Raw genomic sequence first — 22,224 nt, forward strand, 5'->3', positions numbered from 1 at the left:
CTGATGCCGCATCCCACCCGCGCCCTGGCCGCCGCCATCGCCGCGTTATTCCTGTTCAGTGCCGTGCCGTCGGCCGAAGCAGCGAAGAAGAAGGCCAGCCGCCCTGCCGCCGCGCAGACCCGCCAGGCCGCCAAGCCCAAGGCCAGGCCCGCCCGCGCCACCGCGCCGGCCCGTGGCAGTTCGGCGCGCCGCGTCGCGCCGCGTCCGGTCGCACCGGCCCGGGCCGTACCCAAGCAGGTGCAGCTGGAGCGCCTGTACGACGAGTACTGGGATGCCTCGATGCGATTGAATCCGCTGCAGGCGACCTTCCAGGGCGAGGCCCGCTACAACGACCAGCTGCCCAACATCCTGTCTGCCGCCTGGCGCCAGCAGTCGCACGACTTCACCACGCAATGGCTGGGCAAGGTCGAGAAGCTCGGCAGTGACGGCCTGCAGGGTCAGGACCTGCTCAGCTACGAGATCTTCGTGCGCGACGCGCGCGCATCACTGGCCGCCGAGCGCTACCCGAGCTGGATGATGCCGATCAGCCAGTACTACAACATCGGCAGCATCATGGCGATCCTCGGTTCCGGTGCCGGCGCGCAGCCGTTCAATACCGTGCAGGACTACGACACCTGGTCACGCCGTTCGCTGGGCATTCCCGAGCTGTTCGACCAGGCCATCGACAACATGCGCCAGGGCATGAAGGCCGGCGTGGTGCAGCCGCGCGACCTGATGGAAAAGGTGCTGCCGCAGCTGGATGCGGTGATCAAGCCGACCGCCGAAGAGAGCATCTTCTGGTCGCCGATCCGCACCATGCCGAACACCATCCCGGCTGAGGACAAGGCGCGCATCAGCGCCGAATACAAGCGCATGATCGAGCTGCGCATCATGCCGGCCTACCGCGCCCTGCGCGGCTTCATCGCCACCGAATACCTGCCGGCCACACGCGCCAGCAGCGGCCTGGGCGCATTGCCTGATGGCCAGGCCTGGTACGCCAACCTGATCGTGCAGACCACCGCCAGCGACCAGACCGCCGCACAACTGCATGCGCTGGGCGAACAGCGCGTGCAGGAACTGCAGGCGCAGATCGCCACGGTAATGAAGGACGCCAAGCTGCGCGGTTCTCCCACCAAGCTGCTGCGCAGCATGCGCAACGACCGCCAGTTCCAGTACGGCGATGCCAACGCGCTGATCAACCGCTACCGCCAGGTGCAGCAGCAGGTCAGCGTACGCCTGCCGCAGGTGCTGGATACCTTGCCGAAGGCACCACTGGAGGTCCGTGCGGTGGAGCCGGAACGCGCACTGACCGCCGCCGCTGCCGCCTATCAGCCGTCGGCGGCCGGGCAACCGGGCGTGCTGTACATCAATACCCGCGACCTGCCCAGCCGCAAGCGCTGGAACGTGCCGGTGCAGTACCTGCACGAAGCAATTCCGGGCCACCACGTGCAGCTGGGCCTGCAGCAGGAGCTGGCCAAGCTGCCGCGCTTCCGCCGCCTCGGTGGCGATCTCGCCTTTGTCGAAGGCTGGGGCCTGTACGCCGAAACGCTGGGCGAAGACCTGGGCATCTACACCGATCCCTACGACCGCATCGGCTACCTGTACTCGCGCCTGCTGCGTGCCGCCCGCGTGGTGGCCGATACCGGCGTGCACGCACAGGGCTGGAGCAAGCAGCAGGCCGTCAGCTACCTGCAGAAGACCGTGGACATGAGCAGTGACGACGCCAACGCCGAGGTGGAGCGGATCATGGCCCAGCCCGGCCAGGCACTGTCCAACGTCGCCGGCCTGACCACCATCGTTGCCCTGCGCGACAAGGCCAGGGCACGCCAGGGCGCCGCCTTTGACCTGCGCCGCTTCCACGCCGAACTGCTGAAGGACGGCTCGATGCCGCTGGACGTGCTGGACCGCAAGATGGAACGCTGGATGGTGCAGCCGGCCAGCACTACGCCCACGCCTTCACCTTGACCCCTCCGGAGCCGTCATGCGCCCTGCCGTCGCCCTGTTCGCCGTCGTGCTGGGCCTGCTGCCTTCAACGGGTATCGCCGCACCGGTGCTGAAACCACCGGATGCGGGCATCGACGGCCTGATGCAGGCCTACGACGGCCAGGTACCCGGCGCTGCAGTCCTGGTGCTGCACGACGGGCAAGCGGTGTTCCGCCGTGGCTACGGCCTGGCGGTGGTGGAGGACGGCACCGCCGTCACCCCGGCCAGCAACTTCCGGCTGGCCTCGGTCAGCAAGCAGTTCACCGCTGCGGCGGTGCTGCTGCTGGTGGAGGATGGCCGGCTTGGGCTGGATCAACCTGCCCGGCAGTGGCTGCCCGAACTGCCCCCGGCTGCTGCGGCCATCACGATCCGCCAGCTGCTATCGCACACCGGCGGCCTGCTCGACTACGAAGACCTGATGGATCCGGCTGACACTCGGCAGGTGCATGACGCCGATGTGCTGACCCTGCTGTCGCGCCAGGACCGGCTGAACTTCGCGCCGGGCACGCAGTACCACTACAGCAACAGCGGCTATGCGCTGCTGGCACTGATCGTCGGCCGCGCCTCCGGCCTGGATTTCGCAGCCTTCCTGCAACAGCGCATCTTCCGCCCGCTAGGCATGGCCCACACCGTGGCCCATCAGGACGGCATCGATACCATCGCCGCACGCGCCTATGGCTACAGCTGGATCGATGGCCGCTGGCAGCGCACCGACCAGAGCGCCACCAGTGCCGTGCTCGGCGATGGCGGGATCTACTCCTCGCTGGACGACCTCGCCCGCTGGGATGCGGCGCTGTACGACGACCGCCTGCTGTCGAAGGCCTCGCGCCGCGCGATGTTCAGCCCGGCCACATCGACATCCGAACCGGATGTGCCGCACTACGGCTTCGGATGGCGCCTGAACGGCCCGGTGCAATGGCACAGCGGCGAAAGCATCGGCTTCCGAAATGTGATCGTTCGATACCCGGAAAAGCACTTGACCGTGATCGTGCTGACCAATCGCAACGATCCCGAACCGTACCCGCTGGCGCAGAAGATCGCCCAGCGCTGGCTGGACACCCTGCAATGAACACCGGTTCCGACGCCCTGCTGGGCATCCACCACGCGGCACTGATCTGCAGCGATTATGCGTGTTCAAAAGACTTCTACGTCCGTATCCTCGGCCTGCGCGTACTGGCCGAGAACCACCGCGCCGCGCGAGACTCCTGGAAGCTGGATCTGGCCCTGCCCGACGGCAGCCAGCTGGAACTGTTCTCGTTCCCCTCGCCACCGCCCCGCCCCAGCCGCCCGGAGGCCCAGGGCCTGCGCCACCTCGCGTTCCGGGTCGCTGCGCTGGAGCCGTTCATCGAACGTCTGGCCAGCCACGGCGTGGACTGCGAACCGATCCGCGTGGACGAATACACCGGCCGCCGCTTCACCTTCTTCGCCGACCCGGATGGCCTGCCGCTGGAGCTGTACGAAGTCGGTTGAGGCCCCGGGGGTCAGATCCCTTTTCCGACGGAAAAGGGATCTGACCCCATCGCCGACCCATCGCCGCCACCGGAAACATCATCCACGCATGGCGTGGATCTACCGTGTCGACCAAGGTCGACACCTACCAACAGCCGAAGGAATTTGTCAGAGGTGGGGCGGTGTGGGTGGGCAGGACCGTTGGCGCCATGGATGGCGCCATCGAGCCCCCAAGGATGGGTTTACGGCGTGTCCTGCCCCCCCACACCGCCCCGCCATCCCACGGAATCCCGCCGTTGAGGTTGCCGGCCAGCGGCCGGCACTACCGCGGGAGCAGGGCGCAACCCTGCAACGCCCCCCTTCCCCATACTCCGCCGAATGGGTATACAGTCGACCCATGCCGGCACCGTGCCGGAATGAACCCTGGGAGGGGACCATGCGCAAGACCTTCAAGACCCTGCTGCTGGCATTGCCGATGTGCCTGGCCGCACTCTCGGCGCAGGCCGCCGACGGCGCCGCCGGCCGCTGGAAGACCATCGACGACAAGACCGGCAAGGTGAAGTCGATCGTCGAGATCACCCAGGCCCCCAACGGCACGCTGACCGGCAAGGTGGTCGACATCCTGCACTCGGACAAGGGCCCGAACCCGGTCTGTGACGGCTGTGAAGGCGCCAACAGGAACAAGCCGGTGAAGGGCATGACCATCCTCTGGAACCTGAAGGCCGACGGCGCCAACAAGTGGTCCGGCGGCACCATCCTCGACCCGGCCAACGGCAAGACCTACAAGTCGAAGATGGAACTGCAGCCCGGCGGCACCCGGCTGGACGTGTCCGGCTGCATCGCCTTCATCTGCCGCGCGCAGACCTGGCAGCGCGAATAAGCGCCCCGCACCTCCGTCAACCCGTGACCCGGCCCCGGCCGGGTCACGTCGTTGCGGGCATGCGATAATCTGCGGTTCCCCTCGGATCCACCCGCGACCATGACCCGTACCGCGCTCGTCACCACCGCCCTGCCCTACGCCAACGGCCCGCTGCACCTGGGCCACCTGGTCGGCTACATCCAGGCTGACATCTGGGTACGTGCGCGGCGAATGAGCGGCGGCAGGACCTGGTTCGTCTGCGCCGATGACACCCACGGCACACCGATCATGCTGGCCGCGGAAAAGGCCGGGGTCACCCCGGAAACCTTCATCGCCAACATCCAGGCCAGCCACGAACGTGACTTCGCCGCCTTCGGCGTGGCCTTCGACCACTACGACTCGACCAATTCGGCGGCCAACAAGGCGTTGACCGAGCAGTTCTACCTGAAGCTGGAAGCGGCCGGCCACATCAGCCGCCGTTCGGTCGCGCAGTTCTACGACCCGGCCAAGGGCATGTTCCTGCCCGACCGCTACGTCAAGGGCATCTGTCCGAACTGCGGCAGTCCCGACCAGTACGGCGACAACTGCGAAGTCTGCGGCGCGACCTACGCACCGACCGACCTGAAGGAACCGCGTTCGGTCATCTCCGGTGCCACGCCGGAAATGCGCGATTCGGAGCACTTCTTCTTCGAGGTGGGTCACTTCGATGCGTTCCTGCGCGAATGGCTGGCCGGCGATGTCGCCCTGCCGGGCGTGAAGGCCAAGCTGGGCGAGTGGCTCAATGCCGAGGGTGGCCTGCGCGCGTGGGACATCTCGCGCGATGCGCCGTACTTCGGCTTCCAGATTCCCGGCCAGCCGGGCAAGTACTTCTATGTCTGGCTGGATGCACCGATCGGCTACCTGTCCAGCTTCCAGACCCTGTGCGGCAGGATCGGTGAGGACTTCGAAGCGCACCTGCGTGCCGGCACCGCCACCGAACTGCACCACTTCATCGGCAAGGACATCGTCAACTTCCATGGCCTGTTCTGGCCGGCGGTACTGCACGGAACCGGCCACCGCGCGCCGACCCGCCTGCACGTCAACGGCTACCTGACCGTGGACGGCGCCAAGATGAGCAAGTCGCGCGGCACCTTCGTGATGGCCCGTACCTTCCTCGATGCCGGCCTGGAGCCGGAAGCGCTGCGCTACTACTACGCCGCCAAGTCCGGCGGTGGCGTCGACGATCTCGACCTGAACCTGGGCGACTTCATCGCCCGCGTCAACGCCGACCTGGTCGGCAAGTTCGTCAACCTGGCCAGCCGCTGCGCCGGCTTCATCAGCAAGCGCTTCGACGGCCAGCTGGCCGCGCAGCTGCCCGACGCGGCGCAGTACCAGCGCTTCGTCGATGGGCTGGCGCCGATCCGTGAAGCCTACGAGCGCAACGACCCGGCTGCGGCGATCCGCTTGACCATGACCCTGGCCGACGAAGCCAACCGCTACATCGACGACGTCAAGCCGTGGGTCATCGCCAAGCAGGAAGGCGCCGATGCGCAGCTGCAGGCCGTGTGCAGCCAGGGCCTGAACCTGTTCCGCGTGCTGGTCACCGCCCTGAAGCCGGTGCTGCCGGCCACCGCCGCGCAGGCCGAGGCCTTCCTGGCCGCGCCGGTGAACGAGTGGACCGAGCTGGCGCAACCGCTGCTGGGACACCGCATCACCGAGTACACCCCGCTGTTCACCCGTATTGACCCGAAGAAGATTGACGCCATGATCGACGCCTCCAAGGACACCCTGCAGCCGGCGGCTGCCGCTGCCCCCGCTGCCAAGCCGGCCGCCCCGGCCCCGGCCCCGGCCAAGGACGAAGCAAAGAGCGCCGACGCGCCGGCCTACATCGGCATCGACGATTTCGCCAAGCTCGACCTGCGCATCGGCAAGGTGCTGGTCTGCGAGTTCGTGGAAGGTTCGGACAAGCTGCTGCGCTTCGAACTGGACGCCGGCGAGCTGGGCAAGCGCCAGATCTTCTCCGGCATCCGTGGCAGCTACGGCGAACCGGAGAAGCTGGTGGGCCGCAGCGTGGTGTTCATCGCCAACCTGGCCCCGCGCAAGATGCGCTTCGGCCTGAGCGAAGGCATGATCCTGTCGGCCGGCTTCGACGGTGGCGCACTGGCGCTGCTGGACGCCGACAGCGGCGCGCAGCCGGGCATGCCGGTTCGCTGATGCCTGCAGCGGGCGTGGTTACGGCCGCGCCCGTCGGCAGCTCCGGCCCCGGGAGGCAACGCGATGGGAAGCAACGCAATGGAACTGGCGCTGTTCGACTTCGACCACACCGTGACCACCTGCGATACCTATGGCCGCTTCCTGCGCCGCGTGGCCACCGCCGAACAGCTGGCACAGGCATGGTGGAAAGTCGGGCCGTGGCTGGCCGCGTACAGGTTGAAGCTGATCTCGGCCGAACGCATCCGTGCACGCGTCACCCGCCTGACTTTCAGTGACCGCCACAGCGATGACATCGCCACGCTGGCCGCAGGCTTCTCGCGCGAGTTCCTGCCCGACGTGGTGCGCCCGGAAATGCTGGAGCAGATCCGTTGGCACAAGGAACAGCAGCACACCGTCGTGATCGTGTCCGGCTCGCTGGACCTGTACCTGCGGCCGTGGTGCGAGCAGCTGGGCCTGCAGCTGATCTGCAACCGGCTGGAAAGCCAGGACGGCCGCCTGACCGGCCGTTACGCTGGTGGCGACTGCGGCCCGCGCAAGGTCGAGCACATCCGCCGCCAGTTCGATCTGTCGCGCTACGTGCGCATCCATGCCTACGGTGACAGTTCCGAAGACAAGCCGATGCTGGCGCTGGCCCACGAGCGCTGGTTCCGCGGCAAGCCCCTGAAATAACCCAACGCGCAGCCTTCGCCACGCATGAGCCTGATCCCGCCCCTGACCGAACGCCTCGACCGCCTGCTGCCGCAGACCCAATGCGGGCAATGCGGCTATGACGGCTGCCGCCCGTACGCGCAGGCAATGGCACGTGGCGAGGCGGGTGTGGACCGTTGCCCGCCGGGTGGAGACGCCGGTGCACGGGCGTTGGCGCAGGTGCTGGGTGTACCGGCGATTCCGTTCGATCGTTCGCGCGGCGAGCACAAGGCGGCCCAGGTGGCGTTGATCGCCGAAGCCGACTGCATCGGCTGCACCAAGTGCATCCAGGCCTGCCCGGTGGACGCCATCGTCGGCGGCGCCAAGTACATGCACACGGTCATTGCCGACCTGTGCACCGGCTGCGAGCTGTGCATCCCGCCGTGCCCGGTGGACTGCATCGAGCTGGTGCCGCTGTAACAGGGGTCAGATCCCTTTCCGCAGGAAAGGGATCTGACCCCATCCCGCAGTTACGGCACCGCTGCCGTCACCACGATCTCGACCTTCCACTCGGCGTGGGCGAGCTTGGCTTCGAAGGTTGCGCGGGCCGGAGTCGCGCCCTCGACCACCCACTCGTCCCACGCCTTGTTCATGCCGTCGAAGTCGGCGATGTCGGCCAGGAACACTTCCGCACGCAGCACGTGCTGGCGATCACTGGCGACCAGCGCCAGCAGCTTGTCGATCTCCGCCAGCACCTGCCGGGTCTGGCCGGTGATGTCCTGGCTGGTGTCTTCCGGAATCTGGCCGGAGAGGTAGGCGACCTTGTTGTACACGGTCATTTCGGACATGCGCGGTCCGACGTCGTAACGCTCCATCATGGGCGTGGCTCCTGCGGGTGATCAGGCCCGCATTGTCCTCCAATCCGGTCAACGGTGGGTGCACGGGTCCCCGCGCGAGACGTCACTACCGGGCTCCGACACATCTGCTGGTCAAATGGCGGCGACAGGCGCACGATGCGCCACGCCCCGCGTTGACACCGCACTCGCCCCTCCTGACGCACCCTTGCGCCGATGACCGCAGCCACCAACCCCGCCGCCGCTTCCTCCACCCCGGCATGGAAGCGGGTCCTCACCATTGTCGTTCCCCTGCTGATCCTCTCGCTGGCCCTGCATGGCCTGGCCAGTGAATTCGATGAGCACGGCTACCGCGCCATCCGCCAGGCGTTCCGCCAGCTCAGTGGCCTGCAGATCACGCTCACCGTGATGCTCGGCCTGGCCAGCTACGCCTGCCTGATCGGCTTCGATGCCATTGGCCTGCGCCGCAGCGGCATCCGCGTGCATCCGGCACGCATCGGCATTACCGCCTTCCTTGCGCATACGCTGGGCCAGACGGTGGGCTTTGCCGCGTTGACCGGTGGCGCAGTGCGCCTGCGTGGCTACCGCAGCGCCGGCCTGGACCTGGCGCAGATCGGCCAGGTGGTGCTGATGAGCACGCTCGGTTTCGTGTTCGGTGCGTGGCTGTTGATCAGCGTGGCGCTCTGCATGGAACCGGCGGCAGCGGCGTTGGCATTGCCACTGAATCCCGATGCCGTGCGCATCGTCGGCATCGTCGCCCTGCTCGCCTATCTGGGTACCGTGCTGCTGGTCGGTCGCGATGGACGGCAGTTCAGCGTGTTCGGCCATGCGTTGTGGCTGCCCGACCGCCGCACCATGCTCGGCGTCACCGTGCTCAGCGTGATCGAGCTGGTGCTGGCCAGCGCCGCGTTCTATGTGCTGCTGCCGGACTCGACGCCCACCGGCCTGCCCGGCTTCGTCGGCCTGTACCTCGTCGCGGTACTGGCCGGCCTGGTCTCGACCGTGCCGGCCGGCCTGGGCGTGTTCGAATGGAGCCTGTTGAAGCTGTTGCCCCAGGTGGCACCGGCGGCGGTGCTGGCGGCCGCGTTGATCTACCGCGTGACCTATTACGTACTACCGCTGGTGCTGGCCACGTTGCTCGCCCTTGCGCCCGCGCTGCGCCAGCCGCTGCAGGCCAGTGCCGGGGCAACCCGCGCCGGCTGGAACGCACTGCGCCCATGGTTGCCGCAGATCATCGCGCTGGCGGTGTTCAGCATCGGCGCCGCGCTGGTCATCGACGGCACGCTGCCCACGCCACGCCGGCACCTGGTGAATGCCTCGCTGCCGATCCTGGAAACCTCGCACCTGATCGGCAGCCTCAGTGGTGTCGCGCTGCTGCTGATCGGGCAGGGCCTGGCCCGTCGCAGCCACGCGGCGTGGATGCTGGCGATGGCGGTGTGCGTGGTCACCCCGCTGCCGCTGTGGCTGCGCGGTGGCCAACCGTTGATCGCCGTCTCGGCGGTGCTGGTGGCGATGGCGCTGTGGGCTGCGCGCCGCGAGTTCTACCGCCAGGGTGCGCTGCTGGATGAAGCCTGGTCGTGGCCGTGGCTGCGCAACCTGGGGCTGGTGCTGGTGGCGGTGACCTGGCTGCTGTTCTTCACCTACAGCCATGTCGAATACCAGAACGAGCTGTGGTGGCAGTTCGCGGTCTCCGGCAACGCACCGCGCGCGTTGCGCGCGTTGCTGGTGGTGGCCATCGCGCTGGTGATGTTCGGCCTGGCGCGGCTGCTGCACAGCACGCGTAGCCCGCTGCCCGCCGCCGATGAAGCGACGCTGCAATCGCTGGCGCCGGTCCTGGCCGGTGCCACCGACACCCAGGCCTGCCTGGTGCTGACCGCTGACAAGGCAGTGCTGCGCGATGAAGCGAAACTCGGCTTCGTGATGATGCAGCGCTATGGGGGTTCGCTGATCGCGATGGGCGACCCGGTCGGCCCGCCGGACGTCGCCCGCGCATTGATCTGGCGCTTCCGCGAGGAAGCCGACCGCCTCGGCCTGCGCCCCGTCTTCTACCAGGTCGGCGAGACTTACTGGCAGACCTATCTCGACCTTGGCTTGGGGCTGGTCAAGCTGGGCGAAGAAGCGATGGTGCCGCTGCATGATTTCGGCCTGGAAGGGCGCGAGCGCGCCGACCTGCGCCAGGCCTGGAACCGGGGCAAGCGGGGTGGCCTGTCCTTCCGCGTGGCGCCCGTGGAGGAAATTCCCAGCCTGCTGCCGCGCCTGCACGCGATCTCCAACGCATGGCTGGAAGACAAGGCCGGCGACGAAAAGGGCTTCTCGCTCGGCAGCTACGACCCGGATTACCTGGTGCGCTTCCCGGTGGCGCTGGTCGAGGCCGAAGGCCAGATCGTGGCCTTCGCCAATCTTTGGCAGGCACCGGCCGGCGCCGAGCTGTCGGTGGACCTGATGCGCCACGTCAGCGAAGCACCGAAGGGCACGATGGACTTCCTCTTCATCGAGCTGTTCCTGTGGGGCCGCGCACAGGGCTATGCACGTTTCTCGCTGGGCATGGCGCCGCTTTCCGGGCTGGCACAGCATCGTCTGGCTGGCCGCTGGAACCGGCTGGCCGGCCTGCTGGCGCGGCATGGCGAACGTTTCTACGGGTTCAGTGGCCTGCGCCGCTTCAAGTCGAAGTTCGATCCGCAATGGCGGCCGCGCTATCTCGCCGCGCCCGGCGGCATGCACCTGCCGGCGGCGCTGCTGGACGCCACGCGCCTGATCTCTCTGGACCCGCGGCGCAACTGACGACCCGCGCCACCCGGCAGGTGTCGACCTTGGTCGACACGCCAGCGCCGACCAAGGTCGGCATTTTCCAGCATGCTGGCCAGCGTGGCCCGGCGCTACGCCCCGCCCTTGAGGATCACCTCGGCCAGCCGATCATAGTCACCGCCGAAATGGTGGTCGCCCGGCAGCTTCACCCGCTTCACGCCGTCATTGGCCGGCAGGTCCGGGCACAGTGCGTCCTCGTCCTTGTCGCCATATACGCACAGGGTTCTTTCCGCCGGCAGCCTGGCCACTTCCGGAGCGATCGGCAGGCCATCGCCGCCACCGCCCAGCCAGTTGCTGACGTGGAATTCAAAGTCGGCCTTCCTGCCTACCGACAGCAGCACGATACGATCCAGCGCTGCGCGGGTATCGGCATCGAGCTGGTTGATGGTCGCCGGCAGCACGTCGGCGCCCTGCGAGAAACCGATCAGCATCACCTTGTCGCGGTGCCACTGCTGGCGGTAGTGGTCGATGATCTTCTGCAGGTCAGCGGCGAAGCCCTTCGGCGTGCGCTCGCTCCAGAAGTAGCGCAACGAGTCGATGCCGACCACGGCCACGCCGTGCTCGTTGAGCGACGACGCCACGTCCTTGTCCAGGCCGGCCCAGCCACCATCGCCGGAAACGAATACCGCCAGCGTATCGCCGCTACCGGTCGCCGGTACTTCCACCACCGGCAGGCCTTTCAGCGCGGCCGGCGGCGGTGCCAGACTGACCCCGGCCTGCGCGCCGATCACCCGCGCCGCGGCCACCAGACCGGGTGAGGCATCACCGCGCGCGGTTCGCTTGAATTCGCGTGCCATGGCGACCTGCTGAACGAACCGACTGGCCTCGCCCACCTTGCAGCCGTGATCGCCAGCGGCACTCAACCACGGAAAATTCAGTTCGGCGGGCTGCAGCGTGTTGTGCTTCACACCATCGCCGCAGACCATGCGCTCATGGTTGTGGTCCGGGCAGAAGCCGGTGGTCAGCAGGCCGGCAAACACCTGGGTGTCGGCTTGCGCCGCGAGCGAATAGGCCATCTCGGCACCCTCGCCGTCACCGCCGACCAGCGGCAGGTGGTAGCCGGGCAGATGCAGGGACGCCTGCAGCCAGCGCGAGAAGTTCTCGACGTCACCGGCGCCGAACGAGCAGGTCGGATCACCCTCGCGCTTGAGCACGCCGCGCAGGTGCGCGATGTCCACAGCGGCAACCATGGCGCCGTCGGCACGCAGGGCTTCGATCGGCAGGCGGCTGGTGTCACCACCCGGGGTGGGCTCGTGGAACCAGATCACCACCCGCTGCGGCGTGCCGGCCGGCATGTGCACCGGAATCTGCTCGAACCGCCCATGGCTGAACTGCTGCGGGGTCCCCGCCGCCGTCGCCGGCAGCGCGGCCAGCGCCAGAACCACACCCATTGCCCTGCCCAGCCCTGCACGCTTCATATCGCATCCCCGATGGAATGCGCACACGATACGCCGCCACCGCGTGCACGGCACGTACCGGTGCAGGCCGTTGGCGATTCAGTCGGCCGTGGTACGCCGACTGCGCCGGTATAGTGCCAGCGCCAAGTACAGCAGCCAGCCTACGATCACCACGATCACGACCTTCTGGCCCAGCCCGCGCGGCGGACCGGCGCGCCACAACACATGCAGCCACAACAGTACGAACGCCAGCCAGGCCCAGCCCCAGAGCAGGCTCGCGGCGGACTGCCAACCCGGTTCGCGGCGCAGGTACCAGGCCTGCAGCAGCATGCCGACGCTGGCACACAGGAACGCCGTGTTGGCCGCCAGCCCATGGATGAACGGTGCCAGCAGCGGCGTCGCTTCCGGCAGCCAGCTGTCACCGATGGCGACCGTGGCCAGGCCCAGTGCCGAGACAGTGAACAGCAGCGGCGCCGCCGCGCTGCGCCGCGGGCCGACGCTGCCCCGGTAGAGGCTGATGCCGAGCAGGGCGATCGCCAATGCCAGCAGGCAGTAGGCCGCGCGCAATGCCAACCCCCACGGCCCGTGCAGATAGAGGCTGAGCGTGGCCCGCACCCAGTCCAGATCGGTGCGTGCGAACTGGGTCCACAGCGCGGTGGCCACGAACAGCAGCAGCGCCGCCAGCGCCAGCAGTGCCGCTGGGCGCGCGCGGCTCATGTGGACGCCTCCGGGTGCCGCGCCAGCCATTCGGCCAACGCCTTGCGATAGCGCTGCAGCTCGTCGGCATACAGGTCCAGCACACATAGCGGGCAACCGCTGCCGCAACATTCGTTCGGACCGGGCTCTTCCGGCGGCAGCGGACGGGGATCGGGATCAGGGACGGACACGGTTGGAAGCGGCAATCGGTGGAAACGGGCCCCAGTGTACCGGGCTGGTTCAGCGGCCCAGCTGCCGGCGCAGGTTGTCGCGCGCGGCAGAGTCGAGGCGCTGGTGGAAGAATTCGCTGAGGAAGATGCGCGGTGCACGCAGCAGGCCCTGCAGGAAACGGCGGCGGCCGGCGCGATACAGGAAGCCTGGCACCACGCCCTTGTACTCTTCGGCCACGCCGCGGTCATAGGCGCTGAACACCGGCTCCGGCGCGGCCAGGATCGCCATGTCGCAGTCCAGGAACAACGCGGCCTCGGCATCGACATCGTCCGGGCCAAGCTCGCCGTGGCGGGCAGTCAGCAGGATCAGCTGCTCGACCCGGGCCGCGTCGACCATGGCAAGTTCCGGCGCCTGTGCGATCGCCTGCAGGGCCAGCTGCGCCGAACGCGCTTCGTTGTCCTTTCGCCCCGCCACATAGATCGCATCGTGGTAGAGCGCGGCCAGGTAGACCTCGGCCGGCTGCTGCCAGCCTGGACCGTCGGCAACCTCCTGGCAGTGCTGCAGCACCGCACGCACGTGGCCGAAGTGATGGTAGGCACGTGGTGGCGTTGCATAGCTGTCCTGCAGCGCCTGCCACTGCGCCGGAGCGAGCGTCAGCGGGGAGAAGTCCATGACCGGATCATCCCGCCTGCGCCGGTAGCGGGCAAGCCGGCCATTTTTTCACCACACCCTCACAACGCTCTCCGCACGGGGCCCCAACGCGGTTGTCCACAGCTTTGTCGAGCGCTGGTCCACACCGGCTGTGGATGAACGCGCGGACCGACCAGCGGTCACTGCAGGGGTGCGCGCACAGGTCTACACTCGCCTCAGGCGGGAGCGCCCGCCGCTGCCGGGAGCCGTCATGTACCGTCCTGCCGCCCGATCCGTTCTGCTCGCATTGGCCGCATTGGCGGCACCCTCCGCGATCGCACTGAACCCTGACGCGAGCGAAGCCCCTGCGGTCGCTGCCAGCACCACCGCGCCGACGATTCCAACACCGCAGCAGGTGTTCGCGATTCCACCGGCCATGCTCGATATGCTGCACACCCAGGTGACCCGTCGCAGCTATTCGCGCGAGCAGCGCCTGCAGGCGCTGGTGGAGATGATCTTCGACCGCCATGGCATGGACCTGCAGTACGACGCCGACGCGACCCTTACTGTCAGCGAGATCTGGCAGCAGCGACGCGCCAACTGCCTGGCCTTTACCCTGATGTTCGTCGCACTGGCACGCGAAGCCGGCATCCAGGCGCGCGTGCAGGAAGTTGGCCAGGTGGTGTCGTGGTACCAGGACCAGGCCCAGGGCCTGGTCTACAGCGTAGGCCACGTCAATGCCGGGGTCGGCTTTGCCGGCCGCTTCGCCACCGTCGATCTGGATCGCAATGTGCTGTACGACCGCCGCGGGCCGCTGCCGATCAGCCAGGCGCGGGCGTTGGCGCACTTCTACAACAATCGCGGTGCCGAACGCATGGCCAGCGGCGACCTGGCGGGCGCACGTACCTTCTTCGACACCGCGCTGGCGCAGGACGGCAGCTTCGCTGCCACCTGGAACAACCTGGGCGTGCTGGAAAACCGCACGGGCGATACCGCCGCTGCACGCCGGGCTCTGGAAAGGGCGCTGCGACTGGACGGCCGCCAGGATGCTGCACTCACCAACGCCAGCGCCCTCTACCGCAAGCTCGGCATGATTGCGCAGGCCCAGGCGCTGGAGCAGCGGTTGCAATCGGTGCAGCGCGAAGACCCATTCGCGCAGTACATGCTCGGTGCCGAGGCCGAACGCGCCGGGCAACTGCAGCAGGCGATCCGCTATTACCGGCAGGCCGTGCGCCTGTACGACACCGCGCACCAGTTCCACTTCGGGCTGGCGCGGGTCTATTTCCTGGCGGGCCAGCTCAAGCACGCCGATCGTGAGCTGCTGCGTGCACAGGAACTGGGCGGGGCGCCGCAGCAGGCGCGCTACCAGGCCAAGCTGGACAGCCTGGCCCGCTGGCGCGCACAGCAGCAGGCCCGGCGCTGAAGGCCGGTCAGGCCTTCTTGAGGAAGCAGGTCTTCAAGACCAGGCCCTTGATCTTGTCCGAATTGCCTTCGATGTGCTCGGCATCGTCCTCGACCAGGCGGATGTTGCGGATCACGGTGCCCTGCTTGAGCGGGATCGAGGAGCCCTTCACCTTCAGGTCCTTGATCACGGTGACGGTGTCACCGGCCTGCAGGGTATTGCCGTTGCTGTCACGCACGACCTGGGTCGAACCGGCACTTTCCTCGGCGGTCCATTCGAAGCCGCAGTCGGCGCAGATCCACAGCGCGCCATCGGCGTAGGTGTTTTCCAGGGTGCACTGCGGGCAGGCAGGGGCAGAAGACATCAGCAAGTACCTCAAAGTGAATCAACAGCTGCCATTGTAACCGCCCGGCTCCCCCGGCATTTTCCGGGCAGTACGCCGCGACCTCCTTGACCCGGCCCGGAACAGGAAACCGCGGGACCTTGCAGTCAGCGGCGAACTGCAGCAGAGTGCGCGGCCCCTGATCGCCCCCGGAACTCCCCATGCGCCTCGGCATCGACTTCGGTACCAGCAACTCCGCCGCCGCCATCGTGCATGAAGGAAAACTGCTGCCGATCCGCTTCGGCGACGCCGAGCAGTTCCGTACCAGCGTGTACTTCCCCGGCGTGGTGCCCGACCCGGATGACTTCCAGCTCGATGACGGCCAGGAGCACCAGCTGCAGCAGATGATCGACAGCGCTGCGCGTGCGGCGCGCGCCGCCGGCCAGCAACGCACGCCGCAGGCGCTGCGCCGCGAAGCCCTGCGCGCGCTGCGCCGGGAATGGATGGAAGCCCGTGCCGGCAAGGAACGCAGTGCCAGCGACCTGCTGCAGAATGCGGTCTACGGTGACGAAGCGCTGGAAGCCTATTTCGAGGAACACGAAGGCAACCTGGTGCAGAGCCCGAAATCGATGCTCGGCTACAACCTGCACCCGCGCGCCAAGCAGACCATCACCGGCATCGCCGCGCACATCCTCGAACACATCCGCCTGACCGCCAGCGCCCAGCTCGGCCAGCCGCTGAGAGCGGCCCTGCTTGGGCGTCCGGTGCAGTTCCGCAGCTCGATCGGTGCGGCCGGCAATGACCAGGCGCTGGACATCCTGCGCGAAGCCGCCAGCCAGGCCGGTTTCGACCAGATCGATTTCCTCGAGGAACCGGCCGCGGCGGCCATGCACTATCACGCCGAAAGCCGCGAGCGGCACCAGGCCGTGATCGTCGACATCGGCGGCGGTACCACCGATATCGCCCACGCCGAAGTCGGCGGCGACGACGCCCCGCGCATCCACCGCGCCTGGGGCATCGCCCGCGGCGGTACCGACATCGACCTGGCGCTGAGCCTGTCCAGCTACATGCCGCTGTTCGGCCGCGGCATCACCCGCGTGCCCGCCCACCACTATGTGGAAGCGGCCACCGTGCAGGACATGACCCGCCAGCGCGACTTCCGCCAGCACAAGTATGACCATGTCGACAATCCGTGGGGCGCGCGCCTGCAGGCCCTGCAGGACACCGGCAATACCGCCCGCCTGTACCGCGACGTCGAGCGCGCCAAGATCGCCCTCAGCGCCGCCAGCGAACATCGCAGCACGCTGGACTACATCGCCCGCGACCTGCATGCCGACAGCAGCGCCGACGGCCTGGCCGCAGCCGCGCATGGTTATCTGGAGCAGCTCCGGGAGCTGCTGGCCCAGGTCCGCAGCGACATCGGCGGCGACCCGGACGCGGTGTTCCTGACCGGCGGCATGTCCCGCGCCGGGTATCTGCGCCAGGCCGTTGCGGAGGCCTTCCCGGGCGCCCGCATGGTCCACGGCGAGCCCTCGCTGGGCGTGGTCCAGGGCCTTGCTTTGGCGGCAGCAAGCCAGGATTAACAAAACGTTACGCGATCTAAGTTACTCTTGGTCGGCTAGAACCCTGCTGCACCTTCCACCGGCCACGCCGGTGTGTGTCCACGGTGCAGCCTGGCCCGCCCTGCGGGCCTAGCGGCCATGCCTTCCTGGCTCGTTCATGGTCCGCGTACCACCGGAGCCGCCATCGAGACCCGCTTTGGGCACCCGCCAGGCCCCTGAGGCCTTACAACCTGACGCAGCACATGCACCCATCGACTGCCGCCGTTGTGACGCGGTCTGTTGCCGGCTGCCCGTGTTGCTGCAGCCCGGCGACCACGTGCCCGGCCAGTTCCTGTCACGCGACACCCACGGCCGTGCCGTGATGGCGCGCAACGAGGAAGGCTGGTGTGCGGCGATCGATCCCTATCACCTGCGCTGCACGATCTATTCGCAGCGCCCGGCGATCTGCCGCCAGTTCTCGATGGGCGGCAGTGACTGCCGCCGTGAGCGGCAGGACTACCTGCGCCAGGCCGATGCCTGGGCGCTTTCCTCCCCTTCCACCTGACAGGAGCAACCATGCCCCGCAAGGCAAAGACCCCCGCGAAGGCCAGCAACAGCATCCGCAGCGAACGCAAGGGCGCGGCCGCCAGCACCGTGGTCAGCAGCGATTCGATCGCTTCGGACCTGGCAGCGTTCCGCAAGGCCGGTGGCAAGATCGAAGTCCTCGGCACCACCTGGGCGCTGAAGAAAGCCAGCTGACCCAGTACCGACCGCGGCGGCGCTGCCGCCGCGGCCTGCCGGATCGCGCTCAGCGATCCAGGCTTACCCGAACACTGCCCGAATGCGACTGGATGCGGATATCACCGTCGCCGCTGCCCAGCCGCGTATCAAGATGGCTGCCGGGGCCGTAGCGCGGCCGCTCCACCTGGCCGGCATCGCTGTTGATCGACCCGCTGAAGCTGTTCACCGACAGCTGCGCCGAAACCGCGCGTGGCAGGCGCAGGTTGACCGACGCACTCACCGATTCGACATTGATCCGGCCCCCCGGCGCCAGCCCGGCCGCCGACAGATCGATGCTGCCCGATACGGTTTCCACCGCCAACCGCTGCACCCGCCGGGCATCGACCTCGACCCGGCCGGATACCGTCTGTGCACCGATGTCACCGGACACGCCGCCACCGGCTTCGATCCGGCCGCTGACCGTGTTCACATCCAGCTTCGGGGTCTGCAGGCGCGCGCTGACACCGCCACTGACCGTATTGAGCTTGCTGTCGCCGCTGCGACCGGAGGCGCTCAGGCTGCCGCTGACCGTGTCGGCCTGCAGGCGACGCACATCGATGCCGCTGATGTCCTGGTTGGCACTGACCGTGCTCAGCAGCAGTTCCACCGAACGCGGCACGTTCAGCACCAGCGTCGCGCCACCGTTGTTGTTGCGACGCGGATACTCGATTTCCCAGCGTACGCGGTTGGCACTCTTCTCCTGGCGCAGCTGGAGGCCATCGCTGAGCGTACCGGTGAGCTGCACGTCGTTGCGGTCCCAGCCACGCACGGTCACTTTGCCGGCCACGTTGCTCAGTTCGATGCGGCCGCCGGCGGCCAGGTTGTGGCGTTCGTCGATCCGGGTGTCAGCCAGGGCCACTGCGGGCAGCAGCAACAGCGCGCCGCAGCAGGTCATCAGGGTTCGTGTCATCGGGGGTCTCCTCAGGTCGTCAGGCCGGACTCGGCGGCATAGGCCGCCTGCCGGGTCAGTTCCAGCCGCAGCGCATAGGTGCGCTTGAGCTGGCCAAGCAGGTGAGGCGCACGTGGATCCTGCGCCAGCGCGGCCTGGATCTGTGCCGCGCTTTCATCCAGTTCGTGCAGGGCCGGTTGCCATTCCGGTGCCCGGCCTGAGGGCAGCGAGGCCACCGCCTGCCGGTACTGCTCGGTCATCGCCGCAGCCTGCAACTGCAGGGTAGACGGCACCGGCGCATCCGGCTGCACGTGGCGCCATGGCGCCACCGCGTACAGCGCCAGGCTGGCCGCCAGGACAGCGCCGGCCGGCAACCACCCGCGGCGCCGCGAACGCGCTGGCAGCGCCACCACGTTGTCGGCCGGCACAGGCGCCGCCTGCGGCTCGCGCGGCGGCAGCCGCGCGGACAGGCGTGCCCAGCCATCGGCCGGTACATCGCGCTCGTTCGGCAGCGCGCGCAGCCGGGCCAGCAGATCGTGATCGCAATCGTGTTCGTGTGTACTCATGTCATGTCTCCCAGCCGTGCGCGCAGCAGGCCGCGCGCACGATGCAGCTGTGCCTTTGAACTGCCGACGGCCATCTGCAGCTGCTCGGCGATTTCCTGGTGTTTCCAGCCTTCGATGTCGTGCAGTACCAGTACCGCACGCGCCCTCGGAGGCAGCGTCGCGAGTGCGCGCTCCAGGTCGCGCTCGGTGCCGGCACAACGGTCGTGCACCGCCAGCTCCTGCAGGCCGCCGTCGACCTCCTCCAGACTGTCGTGGTCCTGCCCGGCGGCGCGCCCGCGCAGTTCCATCAGTGCGGCGTTGACGCCCAACCGGTGCAACCAGGTCGACAGGCTGCTTTCGAACCGGAACCCCGGCAGCGCCTTCCATGCCTGCAGGAACGCTTCCTGCAGGGCATCCTCGGCACGCGCCTGCTGGCCCCCGCACAGGCGCCACAGTACGGCGAACACGCGCGGCGCATGGCGCCGGTACAGCAGTTCGTAGGCCGCAGTGTCACCGGCGGCGGCCGCCCGCACCAGGGCGGGTTCGTCGACAGGGGCGTGGGCGGCAGGCGGCGCTGGCATGGTGGTGTCGAGCATATCGCTTGGATGCGGCGACCCGGAAAAAGGTTTAGAGCCGATCGCCGATCAAGGCCATGCAACCTTTTCGACGATGGCTGCATCCATGGAAGGTCATTCGAGAAAACACCTCCAGGGAGATCCGCCATGTCCAGCCCGTCCTGCGCCGCCCTGCTGGTTATCGTCGCTTGCGTCGTGCTGCAGGCATCGGGCCTGTCCTTGCGGTTGTGCCCCGACAACGGCCGCGCCTGCCTGCAGCAGCATCGACAGGAGCTGGTCTGCCTGGCGTGGTCGCCGATGGTCGAAACCCCGGCACGCGCCGGGTAACATCGAGGCCGTTCCCGCCACCTGTTTTCGCCCCCATGATGTTGTCGCTGAAGGATCACCTGCCGGCCTGGAGCCACCCATGGCTGAACTACGCGGGCGTGGCCCTGCAGATCGTGCTGGTGCTGCTGGTCGCCTGGCTGCTTCGGGTACTGGCCCGTCGCCTGATCCGGCGCTTTGCCGAGCACTACACGCTGCCACCTGAAATGGTGATGGGCGCGCGCCGGATCACCAGTTTCGTGGTCTATTTCAGCGCCCTGCTGTATATCCTCAGCCTGCTCGGCGCGAAGCCTTCAGTGCTGTGGACCGCGTTCACCGGCTTCGCCGCCGTGGGCGCAGTGGCCTTCTTCGCGGCCTGGAGCGTGCTCTCCAACATCTTCTGCACGTTGCTGATCTTCACCACTCGCCCGTTCCGCCTGCATGACTACATCGAAGTGCTGGAGAACGGCGAGAAGCCGGGCCTGAAGGGGCGGGTGATCGACGTGAACCTGATCTACACCACGCTGCAGGAAACCGGCGACGGCCATGAGGGTACGGTGCTGCAGCTACCGAACAACCTGTTCTTCCAGCGCACGGTGCGCCGCTGGCGCGACCCGGCGCAGGCCCCCGGCGGCATCCAGGGCGACGGCTGAGGGTGGGGTTTTCGGCAGGGCTGCGCCCTGCACCTGCAGAGGCCGAAGCCGAAGCAAGATCAAGAGCGGCATTCCGTGGGATGGCGGGGCGGTGTGGGTGGTCAGGACACGCCGTAAACCCATCCATGGGGGCTCGATGGCGCCATCCATGGCGCCAACGGTCCTGCCCACCCACACCGCCCCACCTCTGACAGATTCCGCGCGCTGTTGGTGGGTGCCGACCGTTGGTCGGCACATCTGTCAGATATCGATAGTCAGAATTGGATCCGACCCCGTGCCGACCAACGGTCGGCACCCACCATCAGCAGCAGGTTCCAACAGATCGCGGAAATCTGTCGAAGGCGGGGTGGGTCCGGTTGAGGGGGCGTGAGCCGCATGGATGCGGCGACCGAGCTTACATGGACGTACTTGCAGCGTCCCCCTCAATCGGACCCACCCCGCCATCCCACGGATAGCACGCTTTTGCCGTTGCCGTTGCTCCAAGCAGGTGCAGGGCGCAGCCCTGCCGAGCACCCCTTACCTCAGCTGGCTGTCCTTGCTGCCACGCCGGTTGTAACCGGCATGCGCCTGCTCTTCTTCGTCATGCGCCTGCTGGCACGCCACGCACAGGCGAACTCCCGGCACAGCACGACGTCGCGCCAACGGAATCGGCGCTTCACATTCCTCACAGTGCTCGAGGCCCGGGCCCTGCCGCAGCTGGCGGCGCGCGCGGGCGATCGCATCGTCGACGGTGGCGTCGATCTGGTCCTGGACCGCGCCATCTCCCGCCCAACCGGTGGCCATGGTCTTCCTCCGCAGGTGTGTCGCCTGATATGGGGACGATACACCCGCGCACAAAGGAGCAGGCCAGTGTTGCGCCGAGCCGTGCCCGGTGCGCCTTCAGCAAGCTGAGTAGAACGCCAACGGATCCAATCGGGGCGATCGCGACTTAATCCCCTCCGTCCCCTTTTTGCTTACCAGATCAGGTCGTCCGGCACCTGGAACTGGGCGTAGTAGGCGTCGTCCTCGGCGTTGCCGGTGGAGATCTCGGCGGTCGAGCCCGGCTGGCCGTGGTCGACGATGATCGCCTCCGGGGTCCGCTCGCGTACCTTCTCGGCGGCGGCGCGCGGCAGCAGGGCGTAACCCTCGCCATTGGCGACGATGACCAGCACGCCCACCGACAGCGCCTTGCGCAGCTTGGGGTCGATCAGCAGGGTGCGGATCGCCGCGCCATCGCTGAAGCGATACTCGTCATCGCCCTTGTGGGGCACTGCATGGGCCGCGATGATCTGCTTCGCCTGCGCCTTCTGTTCCGCCTGCCTGGCCTGGGCATTGCGCTCGGCGGCCAGCGCACGGTCGCGCTCGACCTTCTCGGCACGGGCACGTTCAGCCTCACGCTGGACCTCGGCCGAGGCCGATTCGGCCTTGCCCTGGCGGGCCTTGGCCTGCTCCCGCGCGGCGGCGCTGGCCTGCGACTTCTTGGCCAGACCGGCCTTGAGCAATTGTTCCTGCAGCGCGTTGGGCTTTGCCATGGTCGGTACGTACCGCGTGTAATCTTGGATGCTTCCATTCTACCGACGCCCCGCCGCCCC

The 22,224-nt window shown here is 67.8% G+C and carries 25 protein-coding genes; 14 read left to right on the top strand and 11 right to left on the bottom strand.

Annotation, left to right across the window (positions count from 1 at the left end; all coding sequences use genetic code 11):
- Nucleotides 1-3: 3 nt before the first annotated feature.
- The 7 genes from AC10QF_RS17795 to rnfB all read left to right on the top strand — a co-directional run bounded on the left by AC10QF_RS17795 (nucleotide 4) and on the right by rnfB (nucleotide 7,570).
- Nucleotides 4-1,944, top strand: coding sequence for a DUF885 domain-containing protein (locus AC10QF_RS17795; protein ID WP_494542608.1), 1,941 nt, complete (start codon nucleotides 4-6; stop codon nucleotides 1,942-1,944).
- A gap of 16 nt (nucleotides 1,945-1,960) precedes the next feature.
- Nucleotides 1,961-3,031 carry a serine hydrolase domain-containing protein gene (locus AC10QF_RS17800; RefSeq protein ID WP_053498963.1) on the top strand — a complete coding sequence of 357 codons (1,071 nt, stop codon included), beginning with the start codon at nucleotides 1,961-1,963 and terminating at the stop codon, nucleotides 3,029-3,031.
- Nucleotides 3,028-3,432 (top strand): SMU1112c/YaeR family gloxylase I-like metalloprotein, encoded by a 405-nt coding sequence (gene gloA2, locus AC10QF_RS17805; protein WP_053498965.1) that lies wholly within the window; start codon nucleotides 3,028-3,030, stop codon nucleotides 3,430-3,432. The genes AC10QF_RS17800 and gloA2 overlap by 4 nt, the downstream gene beginning before the upstream one ends.
- Nucleotides 3,433-3,847: 415 nt before the next feature.
- Complete coding sequence (locus AC10QF_RS17810) at nucleotides 3,848-4,291, top strand: DUF2147 domain-containing protein (protein WP_065179246.1); 444 nt, start codon at nucleotides 3,848-3,850, stop codon at nucleotides 4,289-4,291.
- Nucleotides 4,292-4,390: 99 nt separating this feature from the next.
- Complete coding sequence (metG, locus tag AC10QF_RS17815; RefSeq protein WP_111178661.1) at nucleotides 4,391-6,463, top strand: methionine--tRNA ligase; 2,073 nt, start codon at nucleotides 4,391-4,393, stop codon at nucleotides 6,461-6,463.
- Nucleotides 6,464-6,541: 78 nt separating this feature from the next.
- Complete coding sequence (locus tag AC10QF_RS17820) at nucleotides 6,542-7,132, top strand: HAD family hydrolase (RefSeq protein WP_005418147.1); 591 nt, start codon at nucleotides 6,542-6,544, stop codon at nucleotides 7,130-7,132.
- A 24-nt stretch (nucleotides 7,133-7,156) separates the two neighbouring features.
- The gene (gene rnfB, locus AC10QF_RS17825) at nucleotides 7,157-7,570 is read left to right on the top strand and encodes an Rnf electron transport complex subunit RnfB (RefSeq protein ID WP_494542609.1); all 414 of its coding nucleotides are present in this window, start codon (nucleotides 7,157-7,159) and stop codon (nucleotides 7,568-7,570) included.
- A 50-nt stretch (nucleotides 7,571-7,620) separates the two neighbouring features.
- Here rnfB and AC10QF_RS17830 read toward each other — a convergent pair whose 3' ends face one another.
- Nucleotides 7,621-7,968 carry a RidA family protein gene (locus AC10QF_RS17830; RefSeq protein ID WP_005418155.1) on the bottom strand — a complete coding sequence of 116 codons (348 nt, stop codon included), beginning with the start codon at nucleotides 7,966-7,968 and terminating at the stop codon, nucleotides 7,621-7,623.
- Between the two features lie 192 nt (nucleotides 7,969-8,160).
- Between AC10QF_RS17830 and mprF the strand changes: the two genes are divergently transcribed.
- Nucleotides 8,161-10,725 (top strand): bifunctional lysylphosphatidylglycerol flippase/synthetase MprF, encoded by a 2,565-nt coding sequence (gene mprF / locus AC10QF_RS17835; RefSeq protein WP_005418156.1) that lies wholly within the window; start codon nucleotides 8,161-8,163, stop codon nucleotides 10,723-10,725.
- 95 nt (nucleotides 10,726-10,820) lie between these two features.
- Here mprF and AC10QF_RS17840 read toward each other — a convergent pair whose 3' ends face one another.
- The 4 genes from AC10QF_RS17840 to AC10QF_RS17855 all read right to left on the bottom strand — a co-directional run bounded on the left by AC10QF_RS17840 (nucleotide 10,821) and on the right by AC10QF_RS17855 (nucleotide 13,685).
- The gene (locus AC10QF_RS17840; RefSeq protein ID WP_494542610.1) at nucleotides 10,821-12,167 is read right to left on the bottom strand and encodes a virulence factor family protein; all 1,347 of its coding nucleotides are present in this window, start codon (nucleotides 12,165-12,167) and stop codon (nucleotides 10,821-10,823) included.
- A gap of 78 nt (nucleotides 12,168-12,245) precedes the next feature.
- Complete coding sequence (locus AC10QF_RS17845; RefSeq protein ID WP_005418159.1) at nucleotides 12,246-12,863, bottom strand: DUF998 domain-containing protein; 618 nt, start codon at nucleotides 12,861-12,863, stop codon at nucleotides 12,246-12,248.
- Nucleotides 12,860-13,033: an oxidoreductase-like domain-containing protein gene (locus AC10QF_RS17850; RefSeq protein ID WP_049415754.1), complete on the bottom strand. Its 174-nt coding sequence runs from the start codon at nucleotides 13,031-13,033 to the stop codon at nucleotides 12,860-12,862. Before AC10QF_RS17850 ends, AC10QF_RS17845 begins: the two co-directional genes overlap by 4 nt.
- A gap of 49 nt (nucleotides 13,034-13,082) precedes the next feature.
- Nucleotides 13,083-13,685, bottom strand: a complete 603-nt coding sequence (locus AC10QF_RS17855; RefSeq protein ID WP_494542611.1) for an HD domain-containing protein — start codon at nucleotides 13,683-13,685, stop codon at nucleotides 13,083-13,085.
- Nucleotides 13,686-13,914: 229 nt separating this feature from the next.
- On the opposite strand from AC10QF_RS17855, the gene AC10QF_RS17860 reads away from it, so the two are divergent.
- The gene (locus AC10QF_RS17860; RefSeq protein WP_065179251.1) at nucleotides 13,915-15,066 is read left to right on the top strand and encodes a transglutaminase-like domain-containing protein; all 1,152 of its coding nucleotides are present in this window, start codon (nucleotides 13,915-13,917) and stop codon (nucleotides 15,064-15,066) included.
- Nucleotides 15,067-15,073: 7 nt separating this feature from the next.
- Here AC10QF_RS17860 and AC10QF_RS17865 read toward each other — a convergent pair whose 3' ends face one another.
- Entirely contained in the window at nucleotides 15,074-15,409 is a 336-nt protein-coding gene (locus AC10QF_RS17865; RefSeq protein WP_494542612.1) for a zinc ribbon domain-containing protein YjdM, read from the bottom strand.
- Nucleotides 15,410-15,588: 179 nt separating this feature from the next.
- Between AC10QF_RS17865 and AC10QF_RS17870 the strand changes: the two genes are divergently transcribed.
- The 3 genes from AC10QF_RS17870 to AC10QF_RS17880 all read left to right on the top strand — a co-directional run bounded on the left by AC10QF_RS17870 (nucleotide 15,589) and on the right by AC10QF_RS17880 (nucleotide 17,667).
- A complete protein-coding gene (locus AC10QF_RS17870) occupies nucleotides 15,589-16,950 on the top strand; it encodes an Hsp70 family protein (RefSeq protein ID WP_065197357.1) in 1,362 nt (453 codons plus the stop codon).
- Between the two features lie 229 nt (nucleotides 16,951-17,179).
- Nucleotides 17,180-17,473: a YkgJ family cysteine cluster protein gene (locus AC10QF_RS17875; RefSeq protein WP_080104338.1), complete on the top strand. Its 294-nt coding sequence runs from the start codon at nucleotides 17,180-17,182 to the stop codon at nucleotides 17,471-17,473.
- Nucleotides 17,474-17,484: 11 nt separating this feature from the next.
- Nucleotides 17,485-17,667 carry a hypothetical protein gene (locus AC10QF_RS17880; protein ID WP_005410566.1) on the top strand — a complete coding sequence of 61 codons (183 nt, stop codon included), beginning with the start codon at nucleotides 17,485-17,487 and terminating at the stop codon, nucleotides 17,665-17,667.
- 49 nt (nucleotides 17,668-17,716) lie between these two features.
- Here AC10QF_RS17880 and AC10QF_RS17885 read toward each other — a convergent pair whose 3' ends face one another.
- Genes AC10QF_RS17885 through AC10QF_RS17895 form a run of 3 tightly spaced genes read right to left on the bottom strand, consistent with a single transcriptional unit; the run spans nucleotide 17,717 to nucleotide 19,718 of the window.
- Nucleotides 17,717-18,598 (bottom strand): DUF4097 family beta strand repeat-containing protein, encoded by an 882-nt coding sequence (locus AC10QF_RS17885; protein WP_494542613.1) that lies wholly within the window; start codon nucleotides 18,596-18,598, stop codon nucleotides 17,717-17,719.
- 11 nt (nucleotides 18,599-18,609) lie between these two features.
- Nucleotides 18,610-19,143, bottom strand: coding sequence for a hypothetical protein (locus AC10QF_RS17890; protein ID WP_494542614.1), 534 nt, complete (start codon nucleotides 19,141-19,143; stop codon nucleotides 18,610-18,612).
- Nucleotides 19,140-19,718 carry an RNA polymerase sigma factor gene (locus AC10QF_RS17895; protein ID WP_005418173.1) on the bottom strand — a complete coding sequence of 193 codons (579 nt, stop codon included), beginning with the start codon at nucleotides 19,716-19,718 and terminating at the stop codon, nucleotides 19,140-19,142. The genes AC10QF_RS17890 and AC10QF_RS17895 overlap by 4 nt, the downstream gene beginning before the upstream one ends.
- 126 nt (nucleotides 19,719-19,844) lie before the next feature.
- Between AC10QF_RS17895 and AC10QF_RS17900 the strand changes: the two genes are divergently transcribed.
- Nucleotides 19,845-20,024 (top strand): hypothetical protein, encoded by a 180-nt coding sequence (locus AC10QF_RS17900; protein ID WP_049415771.1) that lies wholly within the window; start codon nucleotides 19,845-19,847, stop codon nucleotides 20,022-20,024.
- Between the two features lie 35 nt (nucleotides 20,025-20,059).
- Complete coding sequence (locus tag AC10QF_RS17905) at nucleotides 20,060-20,653, top strand: mechanosensitive ion channel family protein (RefSeq protein WP_005418176.1); 594 nt, start codon at nucleotides 20,060-20,062, stop codon at nucleotides 20,651-20,653.
- A gap of 516 nt (nucleotides 20,654-21,169) precedes the next feature.
- On the opposite strand, the gene AC10QF_RS17910 is transcribed toward AC10QF_RS17905, so the two are convergent.
- Together AC10QF_RS17910 and AC10QF_RS17915 are read right to left on the bottom strand one after the other, a co-directional pair.
- Nucleotides 21,170-21,436: a DksA/TraR family C4-type zinc finger protein gene (locus tag AC10QF_RS17910; protein WP_005418184.1), complete on the bottom strand. Its 267-nt coding sequence runs from the start codon at nucleotides 21,434-21,436 to the stop codon at nucleotides 21,170-21,172.
- Nucleotides 21,437-21,606: 170 nt separating this feature from the next.
- Nucleotides 21,607-22,164: a DUF2058 domain-containing protein gene (locus AC10QF_RS17915; RefSeq protein WP_069139975.1), complete on the bottom strand. Its 558-nt coding sequence runs from the start codon at nucleotides 22,162-22,164 to the stop codon at nucleotides 21,607-21,609.
- Nucleotides 22,165-22,224 lie beyond the last annotated feature (60 nt).

It is taken from the genome of Stenotrophomonas maltophilia complex sp. Om-AH-Sm3 (assembly GCF_059337855.1).